The organism is Thiomicrorhabdus sp. Milos-T2 (genome assembly GCF_000702325.1).
Lineage (GTDB): Bacteria > Pseudomonadota > Gammaproteobacteria > Thiomicrospirales > Thiomicrospiraceae > Thiomicrorhabdus.
Genome location: NZ_KL370891.1, coordinates 1516129 through 1540146 on the forward strand (window position 1 = coordinate 1516129; position 24018 = coordinate 1540146).

The window sequence follows — 24018 nt, forward strand, 5'->3', positions numbered from 1 at the left end:
TTTTGTGGAGTTAAAAAATGAAAGTATTTGGTCTAATTCTTAAGGTTTTATTAGGTCTTATTGCCGTTGTTATAATTGCGATAGGCGTTATCGTTGCAACGGTTGATCCTAATGATTATCGTGATGAAATCACCGACCTTGTAAAGAAAGAGACTGGGCGTGATTTTAAAGTTGAAACCATGAGCCTTTCATTTTTTCCTCACCTATCTATCGATTTAGAAGCTGCAGAACTGAGCAATGCAAAAGGCTTTAGTGAAAAACCATTTGTTACCGTTCAAAAAATTCAAGTAGGTGCAGCAATTTTACCGCTACTAAGCCAAAAATTAGAAGTCGACACTCTGACTTTGCATGGCCTTTCTATTAACTTAGAACGCAACAAAGAGGGCTTAAACAATTGGGATGATTTAGCTAACAGCAAAACGGAACAAGACCAAGAAGACAAAAAAGAAGTTGATGCTGCTGAAAACCCTATGGATAAACTAGCCGCCTTAAACTTTGGCGGCATTGATATTCAAGATGGTACCGTGCTTTGGGATGATCAACAAACCCAACAAAAAATCACACTTAAAAACTTCAACTTTACCAGCGGTGCAATCACATTTGGAGAGTACTTCTTTATTGCTCTCTCAGCAGACAGCCAAATTAGTCAACCAGACATTACTACAAAACTAGCCATCAACTTAGAAGCTAAATTAGACAAAGATGGTCAATATGCTATACGTAATTTAAACGTTAAAAATACCACATCAGGTAATGGCATTCCGGTAGAAAAAGCCACTACAAAATTAAGTTTGCCAAGCTTTTCACTAGAAAACAATACCCTATCACTAGCCAGTTTAAGTATTGATTACGATGTCATTGGAGGTAAAGACTTTCCATTAGATTCAGTTAGCGGTCAGTTAACACTAAATGACTTTACTGGAAATATGACCACACAAGCATTCAAAGCAAAAACCATCGCTTTAAATTCAGACGTTACGGGTGAAGCTATTCCAAATGGCAAAGCCAGCATTAACTTAAACACCAGTGCGGATATTGATCTAAAAGCACAAACCGCTAAACTTCCTAAACTAAGCCTAAATGTCTTAGATTTAAAAGCAAATGGAAATATAGAGGCCAGCCAAATCATGAGTGATGCGGTTGTCAATGCCAACCTGGACATTGCAGAAACTAACCTAAGAGCACTTCTTAAACAGTTAAAAGTCGCTTTACCTGAAATGGCTGACCCTAAAACCTTAACCAAATTTGCTGCCTCTCTAGGCGTAAAATTTGCAACTAAAACGCAGGCTTTAAACGTCAACAACCTTAAGCTTACGTTAGATGACTCACAATTATCCGGTAATGCTGCCGTCAGCCAATTTAACGCACCTAAAATTCGTTATGATTTAACGCTAAATCAAATTAACGTAAATCGTTACTTACCACCTAAAAAAGAACAACCTACTGAAGCCCCTACTCCTGAAGGTGAGGCTGATGCAAAAATTGAATTACCGGTTGAATTATTACGCAAACTGGATATTAACGGCACAATTAAAGTTGGAAAAGCCACTTTCGATAAACTTAATCCTAAGAACATTGTTATGACCACCAAGGGGGCTAAAGGTAAATTAAATATTAACCCACTCAAAGCGGATATTTTTAAAACCCGAGTATTAGTCAATGCCGGTTTAGACGTAAGAGGGAAAACACCTAAATACAGTCTAAAAACCAATACAAAAAACCTACCTATTGGCGAGGTCTTAATGGCCTTTGCAGACAGTGACAAACTCTCTGGAACAGGAACGATGAAAGCCAATATCACCACATCGGGTGAGCGTATTTCAGAATTTAAGAAACATCTTAACGGTACCGCTTATGTTGATTTAAAAAACGGCGCTATCAAAGGCTTTAATTTAGCACAGACGATCCGCGATGCTCAAGCTAAAATGAGTGGCAAAACCGTTGCTAAATCAGATACAACACCGCAAACTGACTTTAGCTCTTTAGTTGCGGATGTAAGCATTAAAAACGGTGTTGTTAACACCAATAAACTAGCGGCCCAAGCCCCTTTTATGCGAGTTAATGGAAGTGGTACAGTTAACCTTCCCAAAGAGTCTTTAAACTACTTAGTTAAAACAAAAATTGTTGCGAGCGATAAAGGTCAAGGCAGCGCAGACTTTAAAGATTTAGACGGACTCACAATCCCCGTTAAACTAAAAGGTGCACTAACCAGCCCAAGTATTTCTTTAGACTTAGAATCATTAGTCTCACAAAAAGCTCAAGCTGAGATTGAGAAAAAGAAAAAAGCGGTTGTTAAGGACGTTCAGAAAAAAGTTGAAGATAAATTTAAAGATGCCTTAAAGGGCTTTAAATTCTAAGAACCGATTACGAGCGAATGAATGATGTTAGTCAACCGTCTATCTAAGCAACCATTCGCCCGAGCTTTAATTTACACCGTTGTATTTTCAAGTCTAACAGCTTGTGGTGGAGGTGGTGGTTCAGGTGGCGGTTCAAATGTTATTCCTGCTGATAATAGCCCTACCGTTATTTACAGTGATACCAACCCACTTGTTCCCGTCACCTATTCGGCTTTTCCAGCCTCAACCATTTCTGGAACGTTAGAACAACAAACAGTGACCAAAGCCACATCTGCATGGGCTGATGGCTATAAAGGTCAAGGAATCACCATTGGAATCGTTGACTCTGGAGTTAACCCTAACCACGTAGATTTTTACGATGATTCGGGGAATTCAAGGGTGAATTGGCAAGATGCTAGAGGCATTGAATATCTAGCCGCCACAGATGAAATTCTATATACCAATGACTATTTAGACATTGATGATCCTGACTACCACGGCACTCATGTTTCCTCTATTGCTTTAGGTAGAGAATACGGTGTTGCACCCGAAGCAACCCTGCTCCCCGTCAATGTATTTTTTGACAACACTTCTGCTTACAATATAGCCGTGCATGAGGCGGTTGACTATCTAGCTTCTAAAACACCAATCGTAAATGCTTCTATTTCGAAGATGGTTAACCTTTCTACTATGGGAGGGACTTCAAGTGAATATAACGCCTACTTCACGACACTGCAAAATAACGATACAGTCCTTATTATTGCCGCGGGTAATGGGGGTGATGATCAGATTGGTGACCCCATTGGGGCAGAACATTTTACTAATTATAATGACGCTCAAAACTTAGCGATAGAGAGTAGCATTTCCGACCAAATTTTATATGCTATTGCGCTTGATAGCGGTGGAAAAATCGCCTCATTCTCAAACTATCCAGGAAGTTGTAGTGATGTCGGAGTAGGTGCTGATTTAGCTTGTGATAATGCTGTCATGGCAAATATTCAAAGCAATTTTATTTCTGTGCCTGGAGTCTCTATTGAAGCCGCTTATGGAGGGGATGACACAAGTACCGCTATCTACAGCGGCACATCCATGGCAACGCCTATTGTTAGTGGTGGAGTCGCCTTATTACTCTCTTCATGGAACCAGTTAACACCCCAGCAAGCCGTGTCTATTTTAAAAGATACGGCAAATGACACGGGTGTTTATTCTGACCAAGCAACCTATGGCGTTGGTCTAATGGATATTGAAGCTGCGTTAACGCCCGTTGGCAATTTAAAGTCCAGTTCATCAACCTCTACTATGGCCTCTTACTCTGCTGGAGGTTCTTCTGCTTCAATTCCCGCCTCATTAAGTGGCTTAGCGAATTTATCGGGTCTTAAGCAAGTGGCCTATTTCGATGATTATAATCGTGATTTTTTAATAGACTTAACACCAGCCATTCAAATTGAACAAAGCCCTCTTGATTGGAACCGTTTTTGGAAGCAATCACACTCCTATCCTACTAACCAAGTCTCACTAGGAAATTACGAACTTTCAATGAGCTTTACTAAGCAAATAATTAATCACTCAACCACCTCAGAACTGCAACAGCTAGTGATAGAAAACCCTAAAAGTCGTTTTGAATTTAAGCAACATAGCCCGGTTGATTTGATGCAAATCCAATTAAACGCATTAATGAGTGAATTTTATTCTAACAACCAAAATGACTTTGGTCATACCTTGGCTATGCAACAAAAGATAGGAACGAATTTTATATTGTTTAGCGCAGTACAAGAACAAGATAACGGTTTTAACCGTGTCATAAATAATAAAAATAAAATCCTTACACAAGTGCAAACGGTTGGCTTACATTATCAAGCAAACCCAAATTGGTCGTTTGCGCTCTCCAGTCAGCTTCGACAAGAACAAGACGGATTAATGGGATTACAAGGAAGCGGGACTTTCTCTTTTGGTGAAAAAAATCGCTCTCAGATAAACACCGCATCGGTACAATATTCTCATAATAACATCCACCTTTTTAGCCAGTTACAACAAGGGCAGTTACTAAACTCTCAACACGCTTCTGGCAGTTATATTCAGGTAAAAAAAGCTCAAATGGGGCAACTCAAATTTGGCGTAATGCAACAAACATCGAAACAATCGGCTTGGGGATTACAGGCTTATAACGAAAATACCTTGCTTAATTCAACTTTTCAGCTAACCCTACCTACAGGTATGAGTGCGAGTGGCGAAATTGAAAATCAAACCTTTAACTACCAACATCAAAATAGCCTAAACCCGGATACCCTAGAGTTATTTTATAAACACGGTTTAAGCGATAATTTACAGTATCAATTCAATGCCATTAACGCCCCCCAAGACTCCGGGTTCGGACTAAAAATCAACCGTATTTTTTAATACACTAACAACCAGTACACTACATTTTATGGGTATATGTATTTTATGATTGATTAAATAAATCTTTTAACCACGAAGGCACGAAGATTTCTAAAATTTAATAACAACTTAATTTTAAGGAATAACCAAACTAAACGTAATAAATTAATCGCTTTTAAACTTTTCAAATGCAAAGCTTATAGGCATGAATTAAGTTCGTTAGACTATGATTTTCTAATCGCTTTTATTTATTTTTTTATCTTCGTGCCTCTGTGTCTTCGTGGTTAATTTTTACAATACTGGATAATCAATCACAAAATATGGATACCCCATTTTATTAAAGCTCTCTTAACTCAACCCACGGATTTCATCATGATAAACCAAGTCGCCTTAATTACCGGAGCCTCAACCGGAATTGGAAAAGCTACCGCACAAAAACTAGCTGCTGAAGGCGTAAAACTGATTCTACTTGCACGCAGAGAACCGTTATTAATATCGCTGCAAAAAGAACTGTCTGAGTTTGCGGAATGCTATATTATCGCTTGCGATATCAATGACCACAAAGCGTTAAAAACCGAGCTCAAGGAATTACCAAAACCGTTCCAAGACATTGATATTTTAATTAACAATGCGGGTTTGGCTTTAGGCTTAAACCCAGCGCAAGAAACCGATTGGTTAGACTGGCAAACTATGATAAATACAAACTGTTTATCGTTGGCATTTTTAACTCGCCAAATTCTACCAGGCCTGGTAAAACGTAATCACGGACATATTATCAATATTGGTTCGATTGCTGGCAGTTATGCATACAAAGGCGCCAATGTTTACGGAGCAACCAAAGCCTTTGTAGAACAATTCTCAAGTAATCTACGTTCTGATTTATTAGGTACAGCCATCCGTGTTACTAATGTAGAGCCCGGAATGCTAAATGAGAGTGAGTTCTCTTTAGTCCGCTTTAAGGGAGATAAAAACCTTGCAGAAGATGTCTATGCAGGGTTAACTCCGCTCAATTCAGAAGATGTCGCTGAGACCATTCGTTGGATAATGGCTCAACCCGCCCATGTTAATATTAATCGTATAGAGATAATGCCAGTTCATCAAGCTCTAGCAGGCCCAACAACCATCAAACAGCTGTAATCTTTAATGACTCCTATAATCCTACTCCTCCTTAGTCAAACTAACGCCATGATTTAGAAAGTTAAAGATTAGAATTATCTGATATACTCGAAAGATGATTAGATTCCTTAAACTTAAAATGCATCAAATTGGCCGAGCCACTAAACGCTCGGCCTTTTTAAATAAGTATTTTCCTAAATTCAAAGACCGTATTTACTGGGCGGGTGATAAAAAGTCCTTTGCCCGAGCAGGTTTTATTGGTTCATTCAGTATGATGTTACCTATTCCATTTCAAATGGTATTAGGTTCTGTGGGTGCTTATTATTTTAGAGCCAACATCCCTTTAGCTACCGCTTTAGCCTGGATAACCAACCCCCTCACCATGTGGCCAATTTGGTATGGAGGTTATGTATTTGGTACTTGGGTTTTAGGCACCCCTGATCTTTTTGCAGCCTCTGCCCACATTACAATAGGTTCAGAACTTTGGTTTGATGAAGTTTTTCCTCTTATCTGGAAACCTTTTTATATTGGTAACATGCTACTAGGAACCATTATTGGAGCTTTAATGTATGTTTCGATTGCCTACTTTAAATTGTCAATGGTAACAAGCTTTTTACGCCGTACCTTCGCTAAACACTAAAACGATTTTTTATCGAATTTTAATCCTCTGGAATTTTAATCTTGTATTTATGCCCTTCGGTGCAAAATTCTTTTCTATTTTTTAGAATAAATTCTACCAGGCCTGGTTAATCTCATTTTGATTAGCCTGGTAATAAACCTAGATTTACCAGCCAAAGCTCTTTACTTATCAGCGTAGATTAAATTACCTTTCTTATTTTCAAAACCAAATCCCTATTGGCATGCTAAAATACGCGGAAATTTAATGGATTAAAATTCAAGGCTATATCCCAACATGAGAACTTCAAATTTACTTATTTCTACCACTCGCGAAACTCCTTCTGATGCCATTGTTATCAGTCATCAACTCATGTTAAGAGCTGGAATCATTCGCCCTTTAGCAGGTGGTTTATACAACTGGCTACCATTAGGTGTGCGTGTTTTAAGAAAAGTGGAAGCCATTGTTCGTGAAGAAATGACTCGTTCAGGTGCTCAAGAAGTGCTTATGCCAGTGGTTCAACCAATGGAACTTTGGGAAGAGTCAGGTCGTGCTCAGGATTATGGTCCAGAACTACTTCGTATTAAAGACCGTCATCATCGTGAATTTGCACTAGGCCCGACTCACGAAGAAATAATTACCGATTTAGTGCGTAAAGAGATTCGCAGTTACAAACAGTTACCCGCAAACTTCTTTCAAATTCAAACTAAGTTTCGTGATGAAATTCGTCCACGTTTTGGTGTAATGCGTTCACGTGAGTTTATTATGAAAGATGCTTACTCTTTTCATATGGACAAGGCTAGTTTACAAGTAACCTATGATGAGATGTTTAATGCCTACAACCGTATCTTCACCCGTCTAGGCTTAGATTTCCGTCCTGTACAAGCAGATACCGGTTCAATTGGCGGTGACGCTTCTCATGAGTTTCACGTCTTAGCCGATTCAGGTGAAGATGATATTGCTTTTTCAACCGGCTCCGATTTTGCCGCTAATGTTGAGTTGGCTGAAGCAGTAGCCCCTCGTGGCGAACGTGCTGCCGCAACAGAAGCCCTAACAGAAGTAGAAACGCCTAACAAACATAGCATTGAAGAAGTGTGTGATTTCTTGCAGCTTAAGAAAAAGAAAATTGTGAAAACTTTATTAGTTAAAGGAGCCACTGAACAAGCACCGGTAGTTGCTCTTGTAGTGCGTGGTGATCACGATTTAAATGAAATTAAAGCTGAAAAGCTAGAATTAGTTGCCGAACCATTTGAAATGGCTACTGATGAAGAAATTTTTGCGGCTGCAGGCTGCAATGCTGGTTCTATTGGTCCTGTTGGGCTAACAATTCCTGTTATTGTTGACCGCACAGCTGCTAACATGAGCGACTTTGTTTGCGGCGCAAATAAAGACAACTTCCATGTGACTGGCGCCAACTGGGAACGTGATGCTACACCAACGTTAATTGCAGATATTCGCAATGTCGTTAAAGGTGACCCTAGCCCATGTGGTAACGGTAAAATTGAAATTCGTCGCGGTATCGAAGTGGGACATATTTTTCAGTTAGGTAACAAATATTCAACAGCCTTAAATGCAACCGTACAAAACGAGAGCAGTCGTTCACAAGTATTAGAAATGGGTTGTTATGGTATTGGAATTACCCGTGTTGTTGCCGCGGCAATTGAACAAAACTTTGATGATAAAGGCATTATCTGGCCAGAATCTCTAGCCCCTTTCCAAGTATGCATTGTACCAATGCAAATGCACAAGTCCCCTCGTGTTAAGGAAGCAGCGGAAGCCATTTATCAAGAACTAGTGGCTAAGGGTATTGAGGTTTTATTTGATGACCGTTCAGAACGTCCAGGTGTCATGTTCTCTGATATGGATTTAATCGGTATCCCACACCGAATTGTCATTGGTGAGCGTGGACTAGATAATGGTCAAATAGAATACAAATATCGTCGTGATGAAAAAGCTCAAGATATTCAAGCTGATGAATTTATGGAATTCCTAATGGGGCAACTAAATAAATAAGGTTTTATACAGATTTAATCGGCCAAATAGATCAAATTTAAAGCGGTATGCTTAACAGCATAACCGCTTTTTTTAACTTCAAATATCAAAACAACCAGGCCTGGTGATTGTGTCAAAAACGCATTGCATATTTTTTATTAAAATAAGCTTTCTTAAGATAAGCTTTATTAAAATAAGAACTTTCACCTCCCTTTAAATCAATTACAAAAAAACATATCAAACTGAATTGAAGGTGCATTGAAGGTGACTATGCTAAAATTCATCCCATTCAAAATCGTTTTATTTCGTTAAATTCAGTCAGGAGCTTTCATGGACATTTTTCAGAAGATTTTTCTTTATCTTGGGGCGTTAATTGCGGCCAGTTTTTTGATTGTTGTGCTTATTGCTTTATCCAATGCTGAAAACGGGCTCTTAACCGTTGAAGGGCTCTCTCACTTAGAACCGCAGTTTGTCTCTTTTTATGATTTTTTTAAATGGATTGTATATGTGTGGATGGCTTCAGCGATTTTTCTTTTTATACGTTTTTTAACGAGAATGTTTGGTAAGTAGTTTATTTAAGCCGGCTAAATACAATTAAGAGCGTTTAAATTTTGACATAATCACTTTATTTCGGCCTGTCTCTTTAGCCTCATATAGGTTTTGGTCAGCCTTTTCGATATAAGCATCAATCGACTCACCTAACTGGACGCCTTCTATAAAGACTCCCCCAATACTCATTGTTAATGGAATACATTTACCTTCCCACTCAATGGTTAATGCCTCTACCTGTAAACGAATACGTTCAGCGATAGACTGAGCATTATCAAAAGAGACATTTGATACAAAAAGTAAAAATTCTTCACCTCCATAACGAAACGCAAGATCATTCTCTCTTTGGTTATTCTGAATCAATTGACCTAACTCTTCGAGAACCTTATCACCGGCCTGATGCCCCCAAGTATCATTAATTTTTTTGAAGTGGTCTAAATCAAGCATCATCATGGCTACAGATTGGTTAGCGCTGGCCGATTGATTGAGCGTATTAAGTAGTTTAGTCTCTAATGAATGGCGCAATAACAAGCCTGTTAAGGCATCATAATGAAGTTCTTCAATCGCTTGTTGAGAAACGGCTAAACCTATTTGATTACTCAGAGAAACCGTAATCGCAAAAAGTTTAGCGAACATGAAGTTTGCCAACATGTAGTCTTCTTCTCTAAAGAAAAAAGCCATACTCAGTGCCAAAGAGTGCTGCTCTGTATGAGACATTAAAATACGCTGTTTTAATTCTGGCTCAATGTCTAACGCCTTAATCTTAGACGTTAAAGGACATAAATCTGCTGTTAAGATGTCTGCGTACTCTAGGTTTTTCTCTGCCTGAAAATTCTTAACAATATGCAAAAACCAAGTTAGAGCACTAGTCACTACATCTTGATTTTCTTCTGCATAAGCGCCATAAATATTGTCGATTGAGAGCTGTAATTGGTTTAGGACATCTTCAAATTGATAAACTAAATAACCTTTTGCTAAATAACACTCCATCTTCTCGACGATGTTATAGATTTTTTTAGTATCAATTGAGGTGTTCTTTAAAAGGTTGTCGCGTACCATGCTTAAACCGGAAACCATATCCTCAAATGGTAATTGCATCTTAGCGTGCATTAAACCTAAATCTACATAATTTTTTATAAAGTCCTCATCAGACATGGATAGGCTTTCATAAAAATTATTAGCCTGAATTTTAATTAAGGCATCTACCTGATCTTGTCCCGTAAAAAAAACATGAAAATGCTCTGAATTCATCATAAACTGATAAAACTCAGTAAATGCTTTTTCAATATTCTTTGGATTAATGCAAGAAAACGCCATTTAAAGTTCCAAAACAGGTGTGAATTTAATATTAATTTTAGTTTACACTATATTTAAAAATTAACTAAAAAATTGACTATATTCACATTACCAAACCAAATCATCTGGTATTTCAAACTGAGCATAATAGTCCTGATCTTCTTTTGATAGTGAATCATCTACACCAGAAGTTGAAATTAAGATACTTTTATCACGTTGCTCAATTTTCTCAGCCGCTTCCGAAGTCACTAATGCATAACCATTGTTAAATCGCGCAATACGAAGTTTTTCTGAGCTTAATCCTCTTAGTGTCTTTTCATTTACACTGAGACTTTTAACCTTTTTCCCATCTGCAAAATTGTAGACCCTCTCACCATCAAAATCTTTAAGTTGATTTGATTCAATAATCTGTTTTACTTCAGCTTGCAATGCCTTTTGAGCTTGCTCTTGTTGGCGTTGTTGATTTAATAAACGGTTACGTTCTGCGGTATCTTCTGCTGCTTTAGCCGCTAATTTCGAAGCTTCGCTAACAACGGTTTGACCTTTTTTGGTTTTGTTTGCACGATTTTTCTTATTTTGTTGATGTTGCTGTTGCTTGACCTTTCGAGCCTTTTTTTCATCCACTAACCCTGATTTTTTCAGTTGATCAAACAATGAACCTGCCATGACTTATAAACCTTTGAGACATTTGAAAATAATGCGCTATTCTAACGCATCTTTACAACGCATAACAGAAGCCATTATTAGGAACTACCACACATCAAAACGCTATTCTGAAATAGCGTCATGGATACAATGATATGAAGACAATAATTAAAGTCATAAAATCTGTTAAAACGCTATAATTCAACCAACTACGATTTTTAAGGAAAACACAATGGCTATACAGTGGTACCCGGGACACATGCACAAAGCTCAAAAAGAAGTGCGTGAAATTTTTAATCAGGTCGATGTATTTATCGAGGTACTCGATGCCCGTATTCCATTTAGTAGTCAAAACCCTTTAATTGAAGAGATTCGTCAAGACAAACCTACCATTAAAATATTGAGTAAAACAGATTTAGCCGACCCTAAAATTACTGACCTGTGGCAAGCTCATATGGAACAGCAAAGCAGTGTAAAAACCTTAGCCTTTAACACTCAAAATGCCGATAAACGTGATCAACTGTTAAGCCTAATTAAAAAAATGGTGCCTGAAAAAGTCAATAGCGTTAAGACCATCCATGCTTTAATTATTGGCATTCCTAATGTTGGTAAATCTACATTAATTAATAGCATTACGGGTCGAACCATAGCCAAAACCGGTAATGAACCCGCTGTCACTAAAAACCAACAGCGCATCAAGTTAGAAGAAAATATTACACTCATTGACACCCCTGGAATGCTTTGGCCAAACATTGAAAATGAAAACAGTGGTTATCGTTTGGCTATTACCGGTGGTATTAAAGAGACCGCGTTTGAACTCCCAGATATTGCGTCTTATGCGGCTGAATATTTTTTACAGGCCTATCCTGAGGAGATCAAACAACGCTTTAATCTAACAACGCTTCCTGAAACCGATATGGAACTTTTAGAGGATATTGGTAAACAACGTGGTTGTTTGCGAGGTGGTGGCCGTGTTGACTTAGATAAAGTCTCTAGAATATTAATTATGGAATACCGTGATAACGTTATTGGCAACCTCTCTCTAGAAACCCCTGAGATGATTGTGGAAGAATGGGCTCAAGTTGAAATTCAACGCAAGCTTAAAGAAGAGAAAAAACAAGCCCGCGAAGAATTAAAAAAACAACGCCGTGCTCGCCATAAAAAGAATAAACGTTGAGACCTTTGCAAAGATCTCACCTTAATCAAACAAAGGCTTAATCATGTTGAGTTATTTACACTCATTTCATGCTGGGAACTTTGCAGATGTTTTAAAACACAGCATTAGTGCCCATATTCTTGACTACATGACTAAAAAACCAAAACCGGTTTTTTATTTAGATACCCACTCTGGAACCGGGGCTTTTTCTTTGCATGACAATGAAGCTCAAAAAACTCAAGAGTACTTAAACGGCATTGGCAAACTTTGGGATTTACCCACCCAAGATAACCAATCCGAAGAACTACCAGGCCTGGTTAAAGACTATATTGAGTTAATTCAATCCTTTAACCTATCTCCAAATTTGGATACTTATCCAGGGTCACCCTGGTTTGCACAACACCTTTTACGAGAACATGACCGTTTGTCCTTGTTTGAACTACACCCTCGTGAATTTAAAACCTTATTACAAAATATTCGTGGTGATCGTCGTATCAAAGCTTTTCAAAAAGATGGATTTCACTCCTGTATGAGCCAACTTCCTCCTAAAGAGCGAAGAGGCTATATTTTGATGGATCCACCTTATGAAGTTAAGCAAGATTATCAAACCGCGACCGATACCCTAATCAAAGCTCATGCAAAATTTGCCACTGGAACCTATGCCCTTTGGTATCCAGTTGTTGACCGTTATCGTGTTGATAAAATTGAAGCCGACTTTATTAAAAGTGGTATTAAAAATATTCAGTTATTTGAATTAGGAATTGCAGGAGATAAAGAACAAGGAATGACCTCAAGTGGCATGATTGTGATTAATCCACCTTGGACACTCATGAAAGCTGCTCAACATGCCTTGCCTTATTTAGCTAAGCAACTTGCTGGAACACAAGGACGATATCGTTGTATTCAATTAGTTGAAGAATAACTAATAACGAATAACGTCAACTGATGGTTAATGCCTATCAAAAGGTAGAAATTTTTAGGCTTTTGGTTTAAAGCCTAATGCTAAACACTCTGATTCTGGCAACCAACCTAAACAACTACGAACCTTAAGAGATTGGTAGTTTCTAACAATCGGCATAATAGTCAATACGCCAAATAGTATTTGATACCAATGCCATCCAATGGCTGAAGGTTGTTGCGACCACCAAAGATTATTAACACCAAAATGTTTGGTTTTAAAAATCAAATGAATCGCTAAACGCCAATATTTAATACCGTAATTAAAGCGTGTTTTTAACATGTGAATCCTTAATAAGACCTTTGCACAAGAAGAGCTCATACATAGCCTTCTTAATTTTTAAATTTAGTCGATTTCTACCAGGCCTGGTAGAAGGCTTAAATACGTAGAAACTTTATTCGGCTTCTAGCTCAAGCATAGTCGTATTTTCTTTGTAAACCGTTGTGCCTAATGGCGCCAATATTTTACTTATTATTCCATTCACAGGGGCTTTAATATAAACATACTTTGACCAGGCCTGGTGCATAGCCACTGCGGCTTGCGCTTTATCATAATTAGCTTTAGCCATATCATAACGCAACTGTGAAGCATCTCGAGTACGTTTAGATGTAACCGTTCGGTCATATAAATCTAAAGCCTGGTCAAGTTCAATCTTGGCATCATCCAAATTATACTTAGCCGCTTTTTGCTGAGATTTTAAAAGTCTCAATTTAGCTTGGTAGCGTGAACCGTCTAAATTTAATAACTTTTGCCCTGCTTTAACCGTTTGCCCTTCTGACACATAAAGTTTGGTGACCTGCCCCGAAACCAATGAACCAATTTTAACTATCGTCTTTTCTTGAGCAAGCGCGGGAGTGGTTGACACAACCATAAAGCTTGAAATTAAGACGGCTAAGCCGACATTTTTTAAATTAAACGGTTGCTTAAAATATTGCATATACACTCTCAAACACTTTTAAGTTAATTATTAGAGCCCTTTTCAAAAGTCAGTTCTCTATCAGAAATCTTTATTTTTCCGTTGCGGGACTAGGTTTATCTAGGCGAATCGTTTTACCTTGTAAATAATCTAATTGTAACCACAGTAGCGCCTGTTTAAATTGCCAAGCTACCATATCGTAGTTAGCTTCAGATAAACGAACCATAGCATCACCTAAATCAGTTGAACTTTCATTTTCATATAAAGCACGGCTGTAATCTAAATATAAATCGGCATAATCGCCAAAGATTTGATGCTGTTTCTTTTCAGCATCCAGTAACGTTAACTGAAAATAGATATCAGCCACTTCTGATCTTAAAGTCTGCTGAAGCTGACCATATTGGGCTTTAATTTGCGATAACTGTGCTTGCACTTTATTAGTAGCTGAACTTTTTGCCCCACCATCATAAAGTGGAACATCTACTGATAATGACGCTTTCCAATTGCCTTCTCTTATTTGAGGATAGCTAGAAAGTTGCCCCACCCAAGCATCTGCTCTCAAGCTTGGACTAGAGGTGTTTTTAGCTTTTTGTAATGCAAACGTTTGCGCTTGTTGCGCTTGTTCTAATGTTTTTAATTGAATGTTATTTGCAAGAACTTGATTTTGTAATGTTTCTAAACTTATCTCTTTAATTGAACGGGTTTCAAAGCTCTCTAATTTAGGAAAACGCAGTTCATCAGGTCTTTCATTAGGTAGCCCCAAAGTATTCGCTAACTCAATACGTGTTTTAAGTTGCATCTGTTCTGCTTGCATACGCTTAACCAAAGCGGCTTGATATTCTTGCTCTGCAGCCAGTAAATCCACATCCGAAAACTGTCCAATGGCATGACGATCTTTCACTTTATCATAACCAACATATTCAACGGCCATGGCTTCATTATCAATTCGATACTGAAAATCAGCCAGCAACACATTCAAATAGGCCTTAACGACATTTAAACGCTGTTTATTTTCAACCGATTGCAGCCAGGTTTTTTGCTGTTCAATACTTAAAGAATCGGCTTGGAGCTGATTGTCTGATTGCTCAAAATCATAGAGAACTTTACCCACATGCAGTGCTAAAAGGTTATGCGGTTGAGTTTCTTCTGCAAAGTCACGTTGCTCTAATCGTCCGGCAATATTTGCTTGCCAGCTATTGGTGACTTGATTACTCTCTAACGTGGCTTTTGCCATATTAATTTTAGCCATCTGCAAGGCAATTTCAGGAGACTGATTGGCATAACTATCTAGCAAAAGATTTAATGTTAAAGGATTAGGTAATGGCGTTAAAGGCCCGCTTTTCTTGGCATTTTCAACGCCATTAATAACCTGCTCTTGCCCCGTCTTAGCTTGTGTTTGAGATTGTGCTTGAGATTGTCCTTCCGCTGCCAATACCGTTGACCCCATGCATTGTCCTACCAAAAACATAGAGAATGGCAAAACCTTTAACAGCCGTCTTTTTGATTGAATATTTAACATTAACAATGCATTAAACCTCGTTATAAATTTTGTTTACCATGATGAGCTAACGTCAAAAGCTAACGACTGGCTTTTTTACGTTTACGCTTGTAAGCGGTAAACGATTGCGTTTTATAACTACCATCCGTGACATACTCAGCTAACCATTTAAACTCTGCTTTAGTTCGAGTCGGTCCAGTGTATTTCACAAGAGGTTTACCCTCTAAATCAAAAATCATCATGACCGGTGTGGCACGTACACGATATTTTTTTTCCGCAAGACTTTGTGCTGTGCCAGAGGTTCCATCAAAATCAACAATTTCATTACTACCTTCAATGTCATGCTTTATGCTCATAAAATTACTTTTATACAATTCAATGACATCCGGCTCAGTCATAATTGTGGTTTCCATGCGATGACAGAATGGACATTCATCCATATAGTAAAAAACAAAAATACCTTTTTTGCCTTCCTCTTTAGCCGTTTCTAAATCTTCTTGATAATTGCCAAAGGTTTCATCAAAAAAAGCCTCTTCCGACCAGGCCTGGTGGCTATTTAGCATTAAAAAACTGGCAACCAACAACATAAAGTGTTGACTCATTTTCTGCATGAATTTCATATTTATGTCCTTATATGACAACAGTAACTTTAACAGAGTTCGCTTGAATTCTTATTTTGACTTTTCTTCTTTGGAGTCACCTTGTTTTGACTTGTCTTGTTTAGACTTTTCATTCGTCTTTAAACTCGCGTAACGTTCAATAAAGGTTTCCAGCATTTTTTGATCAACCATTCCTACTCGCTCAGCGACTAGCTTACCTTCTGGCGTAACCATATAAGTGGTTGGTAACCCTTTTAAAGATCCAAATGGTGTTGTTCTACCATCAATTCGACCTTTAAAACGAACTACAGGGTAATTAATCATTTGTGACTCTGCAAAGTTTTTCACTTTTTGAGGGTCATTGGCTTCATAGTTAACGCCCAAAACTACAGCGTCTTTACCCTTGTGAGCTTCTTGAAACATAACCAAATCGGGTATTTCCACTAAACAAGGGGGACACCAAGTGGCCCATAAATTAATAATAACCCACTTACCTTTATAGTCTGATAAATGAATTGATTTACCGTCTAAATCCACAAACTCAATATTTTCTGTGGCTGTATTTTTTGAGTCTTGAGCATTTGCCTGCTGCATTACTAAAAAAAGAGCACAAAATGTCATTGTGGCACTTAACATCCAATGTTTAATTTTCATTTTCTATCCTTGTTTTTTATTGTTCTCGTATTTTTAAGAAGCTTGCAAGATAAGTCATTGCGCACTCCTTAAAGTATTAACTCTGTTGCAATACTTGCTTAACAAAAGGTAATGTTAGGCGGCGTTTTTCAACCAAAGTTGCTTGCTCTAATAGTTTTAATACAGCCAACAGTTCTTGTAAGTCGGTTGAGAACTGTTTAACTAAAAAATTACCTACTTCACTAGGAAGTTCAAACCCCATCTTGGCACTATGTTTTTGTAATGCGGAAATAACTTCACCTTTATCTTCTAAACTTTGCATCTGAATCGGCAATACATTCATTAACGCTTTGGCTAACTCTTGGGTTTTAATATTCCAATCGTTAATGGCTATCGTTCCTGATAATAAAACGGTGTGACCTTGTACACTCGATTTAGTTATCAAATTTGCTAATGCCAATTCCCATTTTGCATCGCCTATTTTTTCATCAATATCATCTAAACAGACTAATGGCATTTGCTCTAAACCCAATAATACGTCTGCAATTAACGGCAGACTATCATCACTAATTGGCAAAAACACACTGGTTTTATTCTGTTCCGTTACAAAACGGCAAGCCGCTTGTAATAAATGGGTTTTGCCGGTGCCGCCATTTCCAAATAAATAATAGGCGCTACCGCTGTCTTTTATTAAGGCTGACTGCAAGGCATTTAACGCTAATGCCAGTGACTCTTTTTCCGTTACAAAGGTTTCAAAACACGCATCATCTCTTAAGCCAATCTTAAGTGGCATTTGTACAAACATTATGGAACCTTTTCGTTTTCAGTAGATTTCTCTAACCGAGTTTGAGTGTTATTGTGAGACCTTAGCACAAGAGTATGCGCGAGTAAAAATGGTTCTAGGTACCCCTTGAGGGTAAAAATTCACCTGATTTTTGTTTTACCCCAAGGGCACTTCCGTTGGGCGACAACTTGCGAATAGCTAGCTATTCGCTGCGTTTCCCGCCGCAAACAAAGAACTCGACGCCCGAAGGGGTAAGTCGAGAATCAGGCAAATTTTCCCTCATTTTTCTTTCGCACCTATCTCGTGCAAAGGTCTCATTGTGGCTGAAAATGTTCAGGGCGAACAAATACATCAATTTCTTGATTACTTAAAGCCTGACCAAAACCAACTTTTGACCAATTTTTTATCCAATTTAAGAGCACTTGGTAATCCCCTTGATACTCAATATCAAATTGAACATTATCAGTTTGTAAACTCGTCAATTGAGCATTACGAATCATGGGTTGCTGTTTTTTTAATTCTGCCTCGAGTTGGTTAACTTGTTGGCCATAAGTAACTCCGTGCACATTTAAATAAACGTGATTCTTACGAACATTTTTGACCGCAGACAGTTTTACATACTGTTGCATCACCGCTTTAAACATATCGTGCATTAGGGCTTGACGATTTTTGCCTTTAGTCTCATTGTGCGCAAGAGTTGAACCATTTATAGCAAATAAAAACCAGGTCAATTCATATTGTTTATTCTCTAAAGCTAATAATTTAAAACTCAGTAGATTCTTATGATTACTTGCTATTAAAACCTCTTGTACTCGAGTGTCTAAAGGCGCACTTTCTATAGGGAACACCCACTTATTTGGGTTTTCAGCAACCGTAATAGGTAACTTTAATTGCTTTGGATAATTTCGATAATCAACATCCACCCGATAATCTAAAATTTCCTGATCAAGCTTAACCAATCGCCCTTGCTGAACCAAGGTTCCCATCACCAAGGTTTGTGGCCGCTGATTAGCTGCCCATAATTTGATATGGTGTTTTTTAAAGGATTTTTTAAGCCTGGCTTGGTCAAAATGAAGTTCAATATTCTGCCCAACATTCACACCATCTTCTACTCTGGGCTTAATGTTATAGCTCGACAACCAATTTTGAGCATTTTTAATATAATCCTGCCCTACACTAGAAGCCATTAATTGCTCACGACCATTTAAACGCAACAATAAAATTTGCATGGCTTTTTGCGCTTGTTTTGCCAATAGAACTTTAGAGTCCAAAACCTTTACAGGCTTTTTTACAGAAGGTTCTGAAGAGTTAATTCCCACATTATCATAAGGCAATGTAATCGTAAAAAACGCCTCCGGCAGGAACTCTGAATCGCTGGATTGTGCGCTCTGCACAAACAATAAACTGATAATGACTAATATTAGCTGAAAACTTCTCATATAAGACTCGTTAAATTTCGTTACAATATCATAATATTTTTTCGCAAAGTCAGTACAGACTTTTGCCTGACAAGGTCAGGTTTTTTCAAGGGTTCGCTAATTAATCCTAAAAAACGAAACCGTACTCTAAGTTTATATTGAGACCTTTGCACAAATGGAGCACGAAAAAACGAGGTAAAACCTTTCTTATTCGTGAAAACATCTTCGGTAAAGTTCACATACTGCCACAGATAGGCTTAAGTACAACCCATCAATTTATTTTTTAAAAGTTAGATTTGAGATTATGACAACAAATACACAATCCATTAGTTATAAAGATGCCGGTGTTGATATCGACGCTGGTAATGCCCTAGTTGAAGCCATTAAACCTATTGCAAAAGCAACCACACGTCCTGAAGTTCCAGCATCTTTAGGTGGTTTTGGCGCTCTATTTGAACTGGATATGAGTAAATATAAAAATCCTATTTTAGTTTCAGGAACAGATGGTGTTGGTACAAAATTACGCTTAGCCATTGATAGCGGTAAACATGACAAAGTGGGTATTGATTTAGTCGCTATGTGTGTTAATGACTTAATTGTACAAGGTGCAGAACCTCTATTTTTCTTAGATTACTATGCAACCGGTAAACTAGATCTTCCTGTAGCAACGGATGTTGTAAAAGGTATTGGCGAAGGTTGCCAACAATCAGGCTGTGCATTAATTGGTGGTGAAACCGCAGAAATGCCTGGTATGTACCCTAAAGGTGATTATGACTTAGCGGGTTTCTGTGTTGGAATTGTTGAAAAGTCAGATTTAATTGATGGCACTAAAGTAAAAGCAGGCGATGTCATGCTTGGTTTAGCCTCAACCGGACCACACTCAAATGGTTATTCTTTAATTCGTAAAATTCTAGAAGTCAGCAATGCCGATTTACAGATGGACATGGATGGCCAACCATTAATTGATGCACTAATGGCACCCACTAAAATTTACGTTAAATCTCTTTTAGAGTTAATGAAAGTGGTCGATATTCACGCGGTATCTCATATTACTGGTGGTGGTCTATTAGAAAACCTTCCTCGCGTTATGCCTTCAAACACCATGGCAAACATCGACACTAACAGCTGGAACCGCCCTGCCGTATTTGACTGGATTCAAGAAAACGGAAACGTCGAGTTTGAAGAAATGCACCGTACCCTAAACTGTGGTATTGGTCTGGTTATTGTTGTTGATGCCAACGAACAAGAGAAAGCCATTGAAATCCTAACGCAAATGGGTGAAACCGTTTCTGTCATTGGTCAAATCGAAACCTCAGAACAAGCTGAACCGACGGTTAAATTGGTTCAAGGTTAAATTTGCAAGATTAAATGGTTCAATATTAAATTAACTCAAAGTTAAAGCCATGCGCTTTTTCTATTGATTGCACTCAGTGTTTTAATTGAGTGCAATTCAACCCCCCTCAAACCTTAGAAATACTTAATCAAAACGCTCTCGCTATGACAACACCTAAACGCATTACCGTACTAATTTCCGGAAGTGGCACAAACCTTCAGGCCATTATTGACCATCAAAAAAATCACTCCGACCTATATGAGATTGTATTAGTTATCTCTAATCGTCCGAATGCATATGGTGTTCAACGTGCTCAACAAGCAGGTATACCAAATTTAGTCATTGACCATACTCAGTATGAAAACCGAGAGAGTTTTGATCAAGCATTACAAACCGCTATTGATGAAAAACAAACAGACCTAGTTGTACTAGCAGGTTTCATGCGTATTCTTACGCCTGAATTTACAGAGCATTACCTCGGTAGAATGCTTAATATCCACCCTTCTTTATTGCCAAAATATACTGGCTTGCATACCCACCAACGCGCTCTTGAGGCTGCGGATAAAGAACATGGCTTGAGTATTCACTTTGTCACCCCCGAACTAGATGGTGGCCCGGTTATTTTACAAGCTAAAGTGCCTATTGAAAAAAATGACACTGAACAAACTCTAGCCGATAAAGTTCATCAGCAAGAGCATCTTGCCTACCCTTTAGTTGTTCAATGGTTTGCCGAAGACAAGCTCTTACTAAAGAATAACCAGGCCTGGTTAAATCAAAACTGTCTTAAGTATCCAGTATTGTTAAACCAACTTGATTAAGGCTATGCTAAACCTATTACTTTTGACTATTTAAAAGGCGTTAACGACTATGCATAGATTTAAAACTCAACCCCTTGCTACCAATACGCTTGCTCTTTTGGCAATCACCGTCTTCAGTTTTTTTATATCTTCAACCGCTCTGGCAACCCCTCTTCCCAATTTTAAAGCGCAATTTAATGTTGAAGCCTTAGGCTTAAATCTTGGCCTAGCAAAACACAGTTTGCAATGCCAATCCGAAAATTGCACGCTTAAAAGCGATGCTAAACCAACAGGATTTGCAGCCGCCTTTTTTAAAGATTCCTCTCACGAAACCATTCAGCTTAAACAAACCCAAAACGAACTTATCTGGCAAAGTTATCACAAACTCGGCATTAGTTATAAAAACGATAAAGCTAAGCAAAAAATTATCAATTTAAAGCTCAACGAAAAACAAGATAAAGTCCTGTGTCCTGAAAAAAAACGTGAATGGCCAAACCAGCCTAAATTATTTGATGTTATGTCGATTGCTTATGCAATTCAACACGCTAAATTAAACAACCAATCTTTACAAAACTTCACCTTACAAGACACCAATTTTCAGGATAAACTCACTTTAAAATCAACCGACCCAAAAGATTTTGTTGATTTAGACTTTGCTGAAGACAGCCTAACCGCCGTTAAATACCTATTTACCAGCCAACATGCAAAAATTGAATTGTGGTTATTACCAAAATATAATTATTTTCCAGGTAAAATACGCATAGAAAATAAAGACGACAAAACCATTACCCTATCGCTTGCGGAGCAACCAAAACTATTATGAAACTAAGTGATAAAGACATTATCCAACACCTTAAAGTTGGCAAAATTGCTGTAACTCCTGAGCCGAGTCACGACAAAATAAAGGGAATTAGCGTTGATTTACGATTAGACAATCGCTTTAGAGTCTTCAATGATCATACTGCTCCGTACATTGATTTAAGTGGTCCAAAAGATGAAGTGCAAAATATCATGGATTCTGTCATGGGAGATGAAATACTTATTCCTGAAGATAAGGCTTTCTTTTTACATCCTGGAGAACTCGCTTTAGCCGCAACATTAGAATCTGTTACCATTCCAGATGACTTAGTCGGTTGGTTAGATGGTCGCTCTAGTTTAGCTAGATTAGGACTCATGGTTCACGTTACCGCTCACAGAATTGATCCAGGCTGGAATGGTCAAATTGTATTAGAAATATTCAATAGCGGTAAGCTACCTTTAGCACTTAGACCAGGCATGGATATTTGTGCCATTAACTTTGAAACTCTTTCAAGTGCTGTATCAAAACCATACAACAAACGTGCCGATGCTAAGTATAAAAACCAAACAGGCCCAACTTCTAGCAGAATTAATGAAGATGTAAAACTTCACGACCGTCAATTAGACTTATTAAGCAGTTATTAAGCAGTTATTAAGCAGTTATTAACTTAGGCATACCTTACAAATAAAAACCATAATAATCGAACACTTGCTTCCCCTCTCCTGCTTCTTACAAGCACAGGGGCTCGTCCTTCAAACATACCTAATACGTGAAAAATGATGCGGAAAATGGCAAGTATTACCTGCATATATTGATATCGGTATACTGATATAAAATCAGCATGCCAGTGATAGAACAACAAAAAAAACATCCTCAGCCAATTAAAAAAATTCTCTTTGCTAAAACATCAATTCAAAATTGTAGTAAATTATCTACAGTTTTAAAAAAGCATTTAACACCCAACCTTTTCTTAACGTTATTTTCTTTACATTTTTCAAAAAAAGCCCATAATTCAAAAAAATTATCTTACGAATAACCAGGCCTGGTTATTCTGTGCATTTTTTATAAAACAGCACTTTATTCTATGGCTTTAAATTTAGCTTTATTGAGGAACAGAATTATGCATATTGGTTTTATGATTTCTAATTGGGAAAGTATTGATCCAAGCAAAAACTCCACCGTTTTAATTATTCGCGAATGCCTAAAACGTGGTCATAAAGTCTCGATTTTGTACCCTGAAAACTTGACTGTTCGCAACAATATTGCCTACGGTTTATTAAATGTTATTGAATCAATGGAAAAAATTCCTGACAACATCATTCAGTTCCATAAAAAAGTGGTTTTTAAAAAGGTATTAACCCCTCTGCACGCCCTAGACAGCTTTATGATTCGTAAAGATCCACCATTAGATCCAATCATTTATAACTTCTTGGATTCAATCAAAAGCGAGTGCATCATCATTAATGACATTGATGGTATTCGTAAAGCGAACAATAAACTTTATACCACTACTTTTAATGATCCAGGAAATAGCTTTTTACCGATTACTTATGTTTCTAAAAACAAAGAGTTTATCCGCCAAATGATTGAAGAAATGCCTGGGGACAAAGTTATTCTTAAACCTCTAGTAGGTTCTGGTGGACACGGCGTTATCGTACTTGAAAAGAACGCACAATCGAACATTAACTCTATCCTAGATTTTTACATAAGCGGTCAGGGGGATTCTAACTACATTATCATTCAAGAGTACATTGAAGGTGCTGAAAATGGTGACGTACGTGTTCTTATGCTAAATGGTAAGTTTCTTGGTGCTTATAATCGAAAGCCACCAGAAGGTGACATTAGAGCTAACATCCAAATAGGTGGTACCGCACATAAATATAAAATGACTGATTCACAAATGGCTGTTTGCCGAAAAATTGGTCCTCGCCTGGCTGCAGATGGCCTTTTCTTTGTAGGGGTCGATATGATTGGTGACAAAATTTTAGAGGTAAACGTCCTAAACCCAGGAGGCATCAGCAATATCAACAAGTTAGATAAAGTTAAACTGCAACTAAAGGTAGTGGATTTCATTGAAGAGAAAGTTCATGAAAAGCACGAAAAACGTGCAGAACTTGAATATTTACTAAAACGTCTCAGTGATTTAAAACAGAATGACTTTTAGAAATCTTTGCACGAATCGCTTTTTTGCACCTTAAATT

22 protein-coding genes are annotated in these 24018 nt (G+C 37.8%); 13 read left to right on the forward strand and 9 right to left on the reverse strand.

The genetic code is table 11. From position 1 onward, the window contains the following. The first annotated feature begins 17 nt into the window (after window positions 1–17). The 6 genes from BS34_RS0106890 (at window position 18) to BS34_RS0106915 (ending at window position 9006) form a co-directional block, all read left to right on the forward strand. Window positions 18–2357 (forward strand): AsmA family protein, encoded by a 2340-nt coding sequence (locus BS34_RS0106890; RefSeq protein ID WP_029407800.1) that lies wholly within the window; start codon window positions 18–20, stop codon window positions 2355–2357. Between the two features lie 21 nt (window positions 2358–2378). After that, window positions 2379–4733: a S8 family peptidase gene (locus BS34_RS0106895; protein ID WP_029407801.1), complete on the forward strand. Its 2355-nt coding sequence runs from the start codon at window positions 2379–2381 to the stop codon at window positions 4731–4733. Between the two features lie 351 nt (window positions 4734–5084). Continuing rightward, window positions 5085–5849 carry an SDR family NAD(P)-dependent oxidoreductase gene (locus BS34_RS0106900; protein WP_199774078.1) on the forward strand — a complete coding sequence of 255 codons (765 nt, stop codon included), beginning with the start codon at window positions 5085–5087 and terminating at the stop codon, window positions 5847–5849. A gap of 118 nt (window positions 5850–5967) precedes the next feature. Continuing rightward, window positions 5968–6468 (forward strand): DUF2062 domain-containing protein, encoded by a 501-nt coding sequence (locus BS34_RS0106905; protein WP_233993160.1) that lies wholly within the window; start codon window positions 5968–5970, stop codon window positions 6466–6468. A 273-nt stretch (window positions 6469–6741) separates the two neighbouring features. Next, window positions 6742–8457, forward strand: coding sequence for a proline--tRNA ligase (locus BS34_RS0106910; RefSeq protein WP_029407804.1), 1716 nt, complete (start codon window positions 6742–6744; stop codon window positions 8455–8457). 309 nt (window positions 8458–8766) lie between these two features. Next, window positions 8767–9006 carry a hypothetical protein gene (locus BS34_RS0106915; RefSeq protein ID WP_029407805.1) on the forward strand — a complete coding sequence of 80 codons (240 nt, stop codon included), beginning with the start codon at window positions 8767–8769 and terminating at the stop codon, window positions 9004–9006. A 24-nt stretch (window positions 9007–9030) separates the two neighbouring features. On the opposite strand, the gene BS34_RS12605 is transcribed toward BS34_RS0106915, so the two are convergent. Further along, window positions 9031–10302 (reverse strand): GGDEF domain-containing protein, encoded by a 1272-nt coding sequence (locus BS34_RS12605; RefSeq protein ID WP_051640730.1) that lies wholly within the window; start codon window positions 10300–10302, stop codon window positions 9031–9033. An 87-nt stretch (window positions 10303–10389) separates the two neighbouring features. Next, entirely contained in the window at window positions 10390–10947 is a 558-nt protein-coding gene (locus BS34_RS0106925) for a DUF2058 domain-containing protein (protein ID WP_029407807.1), read from the reverse strand. 211 nt (window positions 10948–11158) lie between these two features. Between BS34_RS0106925 and ylqF the strand changes: the two genes are divergently transcribed. After that, entirely contained in the window at window positions 11159–12103 is a 945-nt protein-coding gene (gene ylqF / locus BS34_RS0106930; protein WP_029407808.1) for a ribosome biogenesis GTPase YlqF, read from the forward strand. 43 nt (window positions 12104–12146) lie between these two features. Further along, window positions 12147–13004 carry a 23S rRNA (adenine(2030)-N(6))-methyltransferase RlmJ gene (locus BS34_RS0106935; protein ID WP_029407809.1) on the forward strand — a complete coding sequence of 286 codons (858 nt, stop codon included), beginning with the start codon at window positions 12147–12149 and terminating at the stop codon, window positions 13002–13004. A 54-nt stretch (window positions 13005–13058) separates the two neighbouring features. Here BS34_RS0106935 and BS34_RS0106940 read toward each other — a convergent pair whose 3' ends face one another. From BS34_RS0106940 to BS34_RS0106970, 7 genes are all read right to left on the reverse strand, one after another. Then, entirely contained in the window at window positions 13059–13322 is a 264-nt protein-coding gene (locus tag BS34_RS0106940) for a hypothetical protein (RefSeq protein WP_029407810.1), read from the reverse strand. 112 nt (window positions 13323–13434) lie between these two features. Continuing rightward, entirely contained in the window at window positions 13435–13977 is a 543-nt protein-coding gene (locus tag BS34_RS0106945; protein WP_051640731.1) for an efflux RND transporter periplasmic adaptor subunit, read from the reverse strand. A 70-nt stretch (window positions 13978–14047) separates the two neighbouring features. Further along, on the reverse strand, window positions 14048–15475 hold the full coding sequence (locus BS34_RS0106950) for a TolC family protein (protein WP_084151583.1): 1428 nt from the start codon (window positions 15473–15475) through the stop codon (window positions 14048–14050). Between the two features lie 59 nt (window positions 15476–15534). Continuing rightward, window positions 15535–16074: a thioredoxin family protein gene (locus tag BS34_RS0106955; RefSeq protein WP_233993162.1), complete on the reverse strand. Its 540-nt coding sequence runs from the start codon at window positions 16072–16074 to the stop codon at window positions 15535–15537. Between the two features lie 51 nt (window positions 16075–16125). Beyond that, the gene (locus BS34_RS12275; protein ID WP_233993163.1) at window positions 16126–16707 is read right to left on the reverse strand and encodes a TlpA disulfide reductase family protein; all 582 of its coding nucleotides are present in this window, start codon (window positions 16705–16707) and stop codon (window positions 16126–16128) included. A 76-nt stretch (window positions 16708–16783) separates the two neighbouring features. Continuing rightward, a complete protein-coding gene (gene hda, locus BS34_RS0106965; RefSeq protein WP_029407815.1) occupies window positions 16784–17491 on the reverse strand; it encodes a DnaA regulatory inactivator Hda in 708 nt (235 codons plus the stop codon). Window positions 17492–17784: 293 nt separating this feature from the next. Further along, on the reverse strand, window positions 17785–18909 hold the full coding sequence (locus BS34_RS0106970; RefSeq protein WP_029407816.1) for a DUF2066 domain-containing protein: 1125 nt from the start codon (window positions 18907–18909) through the stop codon (window positions 17785–17787). Window positions 18910–19192: 283 nt separating this feature from the next. On the opposite strand from BS34_RS0106970, the gene purM reads away from it, so the two are divergent. From purM to gshB, 5 genes are all read left to right on the forward strand, one after another. Beyond that, a complete protein-coding gene (gene purM / locus BS34_RS0106975; protein ID WP_029407817.1) occupies window positions 19193–20242 on the forward strand; it encodes a phosphoribosylformylglycinamidine cyclo-ligase in 1050 nt (349 codons plus the stop codon). A gap of 143 nt (window positions 20243–20385) precedes the next feature. Further along, the gene (purN, locus tag BS34_RS0106980) at window positions 20386–21039 is read left to right on the forward strand and encodes a phosphoribosylglycinamide formyltransferase (RefSeq protein ID WP_029407818.1); all 654 of its coding nucleotides are present in this window, start codon (window positions 20386–20388) and stop codon (window positions 21037–21039) included. Between the two features lie 49 nt (window positions 21040–21088). After that, window positions 21089–21841, forward strand: coding sequence for a DUF3108 domain-containing protein (locus BS34_RS0106985; protein ID WP_029407819.1), 753 nt, complete (start codon window positions 21089–21091; stop codon window positions 21839–21841). Continuing rightward, window positions 21838–22461, forward strand: a complete 624-nt coding sequence (dcd, locus tag BS34_RS0106990; RefSeq protein ID WP_029407820.1) for a dCTP deaminase — start codon at window positions 21838–21840, stop codon at window positions 22459–22461. The genes BS34_RS0106985 and dcd overlap by 4 nt, the downstream gene beginning before the upstream one ends. A gap of 476 nt (window positions 22462–22937) precedes the next feature. After that, on the forward strand, window positions 22938–23981 hold the full coding sequence (gshB, locus tag BS34_RS0107000; RefSeq protein ID WP_038126306.1) for a glutathione synthase: 1044 nt from the start codon (window positions 22938–22940) through the stop codon (window positions 23979–23981). The last annotated feature ends 37 nt before the right edge of the window (window positions 23982–24018 follow it).

Excerpts from the sequence above, each read along its gene's own strand:
- BS34_RS0106890 (WP_029407800.1), top strand. The coding sequence starts at position 18 with ATGAAAGTATTTGGTCTAATTCTTAAGGTTTTATTAGGTCTTATTGCC.
- BS34_RS0106895 (WP_029407801.1), top strand. The coding sequence starts at position 2,379 with ATGATGTTAGTCAACCGTCTATCTAAGCAACCATTCGCCCGAGCTTTA.
- BS34_RS0106900 (WP_199774078.1), top strand. The coding sequence starts at position 5,085 with ATGATAAACCAAGTCGCCTTAATTACCGGAGCCTCAACCGGAATTGGA.
- BS34_RS0106905 (WP_233993160.1), top strand. The coding sequence starts at position 5,968 with ATGCATCAAATTGGCCGAGCCACTAAACGCTCGGCCTTTTTAAATAAG.
- BS34_RS0106910 (WP_029407804.1), top strand. The coding sequence starts at position 6,742 with ATGAGAACTTCAAATTTACTTATTTCTACCACTCGCGAAACTCCTTCT.
- BS34_RS0106915 (WP_029407805.1), top strand. The coding sequence starts at position 8,767 with ATGGACATTTTTCAGAAGATTTTTCTTTATCTTGGGGCGTTAATTGCG.
- BS34_RS12605 (WP_051640730.1), bottom strand. The coding sequence starts at position 10,302 with ATGGCGTTTTCTTGCATTAATCCAAAGAATATTGAAAAAGCATTTACT.
- BS34_RS0106925 (WP_029407807.1), bottom strand. The coding sequence starts at position 10,947 with ATGGCAGGTTCATTGTTTGATCAACTGAAAAAATCAGGGTTAGTGGAT.
- ylqF (WP_029407808.1), top strand. The coding sequence starts at position 11,159 with ATGGCTATACAGTGGTACCCGGGACACATGCACAAAGCTCAAAAAGAA.
- BS34_RS0106935 (WP_029407809.1), top strand. The coding sequence starts at position 12,147 with ATGTTGAGTTATTTACACTCATTTCATGCTGGGAACTTTGCAGATGTT.
- BS34_RS0106940 (WP_029407810.1), bottom strand. The coding sequence starts at position 13,322 with ATGTTAAAAACACGCTTTAATTACGGTATTAAATATTGGCGTTTAGCG.
- BS34_RS0106945 (WP_051640731.1), bottom strand. The coding sequence starts at position 13,977 with ATGCAATATTTTAAGCAACCGTTTAATTTAAAAAATGTCGGCTTAGCC.
- BS34_RS0106950 (WP_084151583.1), bottom strand. The coding sequence starts at position 15,475 with ATGTTAAATATTCAATCAAAAAGACGGCTGTTAAAGGTTTTGCCATTC.
- BS34_RS0106955 (WP_233993162.1), bottom strand. The coding sequence starts at position 16,074 with ATGAAATTCATGCAGAAAATGAGTCAACACTTTATGTTGTTGGTTGCC.
- BS34_RS12275 (WP_233993163.1), bottom strand. The coding sequence starts at position 16,707 with ATGAAAATTAAACATTGGATGTTAAGTGCCACAATGACATTTTGTGCT.
- hda (WP_029407815.1), bottom strand. The coding sequence starts at position 17,491 with ATGTTTGTACAAATGCCACTTAAGATTGGCTTAAGAGATGATGCGTGT.
- BS34_RS0106970 (WP_029407816.1), bottom strand. The coding sequence starts at position 18,909 with ATGAGAAGTTTTCAGCTAATATTAGTCATTATCAGTTTATTGTTTGTG.
- purM (WP_029407817.1), top strand. The coding sequence starts at position 19,193 with ATGACAACAAATACACAATCCATTAGTTATAAAGATGCCGGTGTTGAT.
- purN (WP_029407818.1), top strand. The coding sequence starts at position 20,386 with ATGACAACACCTAAACGCATTACCGTACTAATTTCCGGAAGTGGCACA.
- BS34_RS0106985 (WP_029407819.1), top strand. The coding sequence starts at position 21,089 with ATGCATAGATTTAAAACTCAACCCCTTGCTACCAATACGCTTGCTCTT.
- dcd (WP_029407820.1), top strand. The coding sequence starts at position 21,838 with ATGAAACTAAGTGATAAAGACATTATCCAACACCTTAAAGTTGGCAAA.
- gshB (WP_038126306.1), top strand. The coding sequence starts at position 22,938 with ATGCATATTGGTTTTATGATTTCTAATTGGGAAAGTATTGATCCAAGC.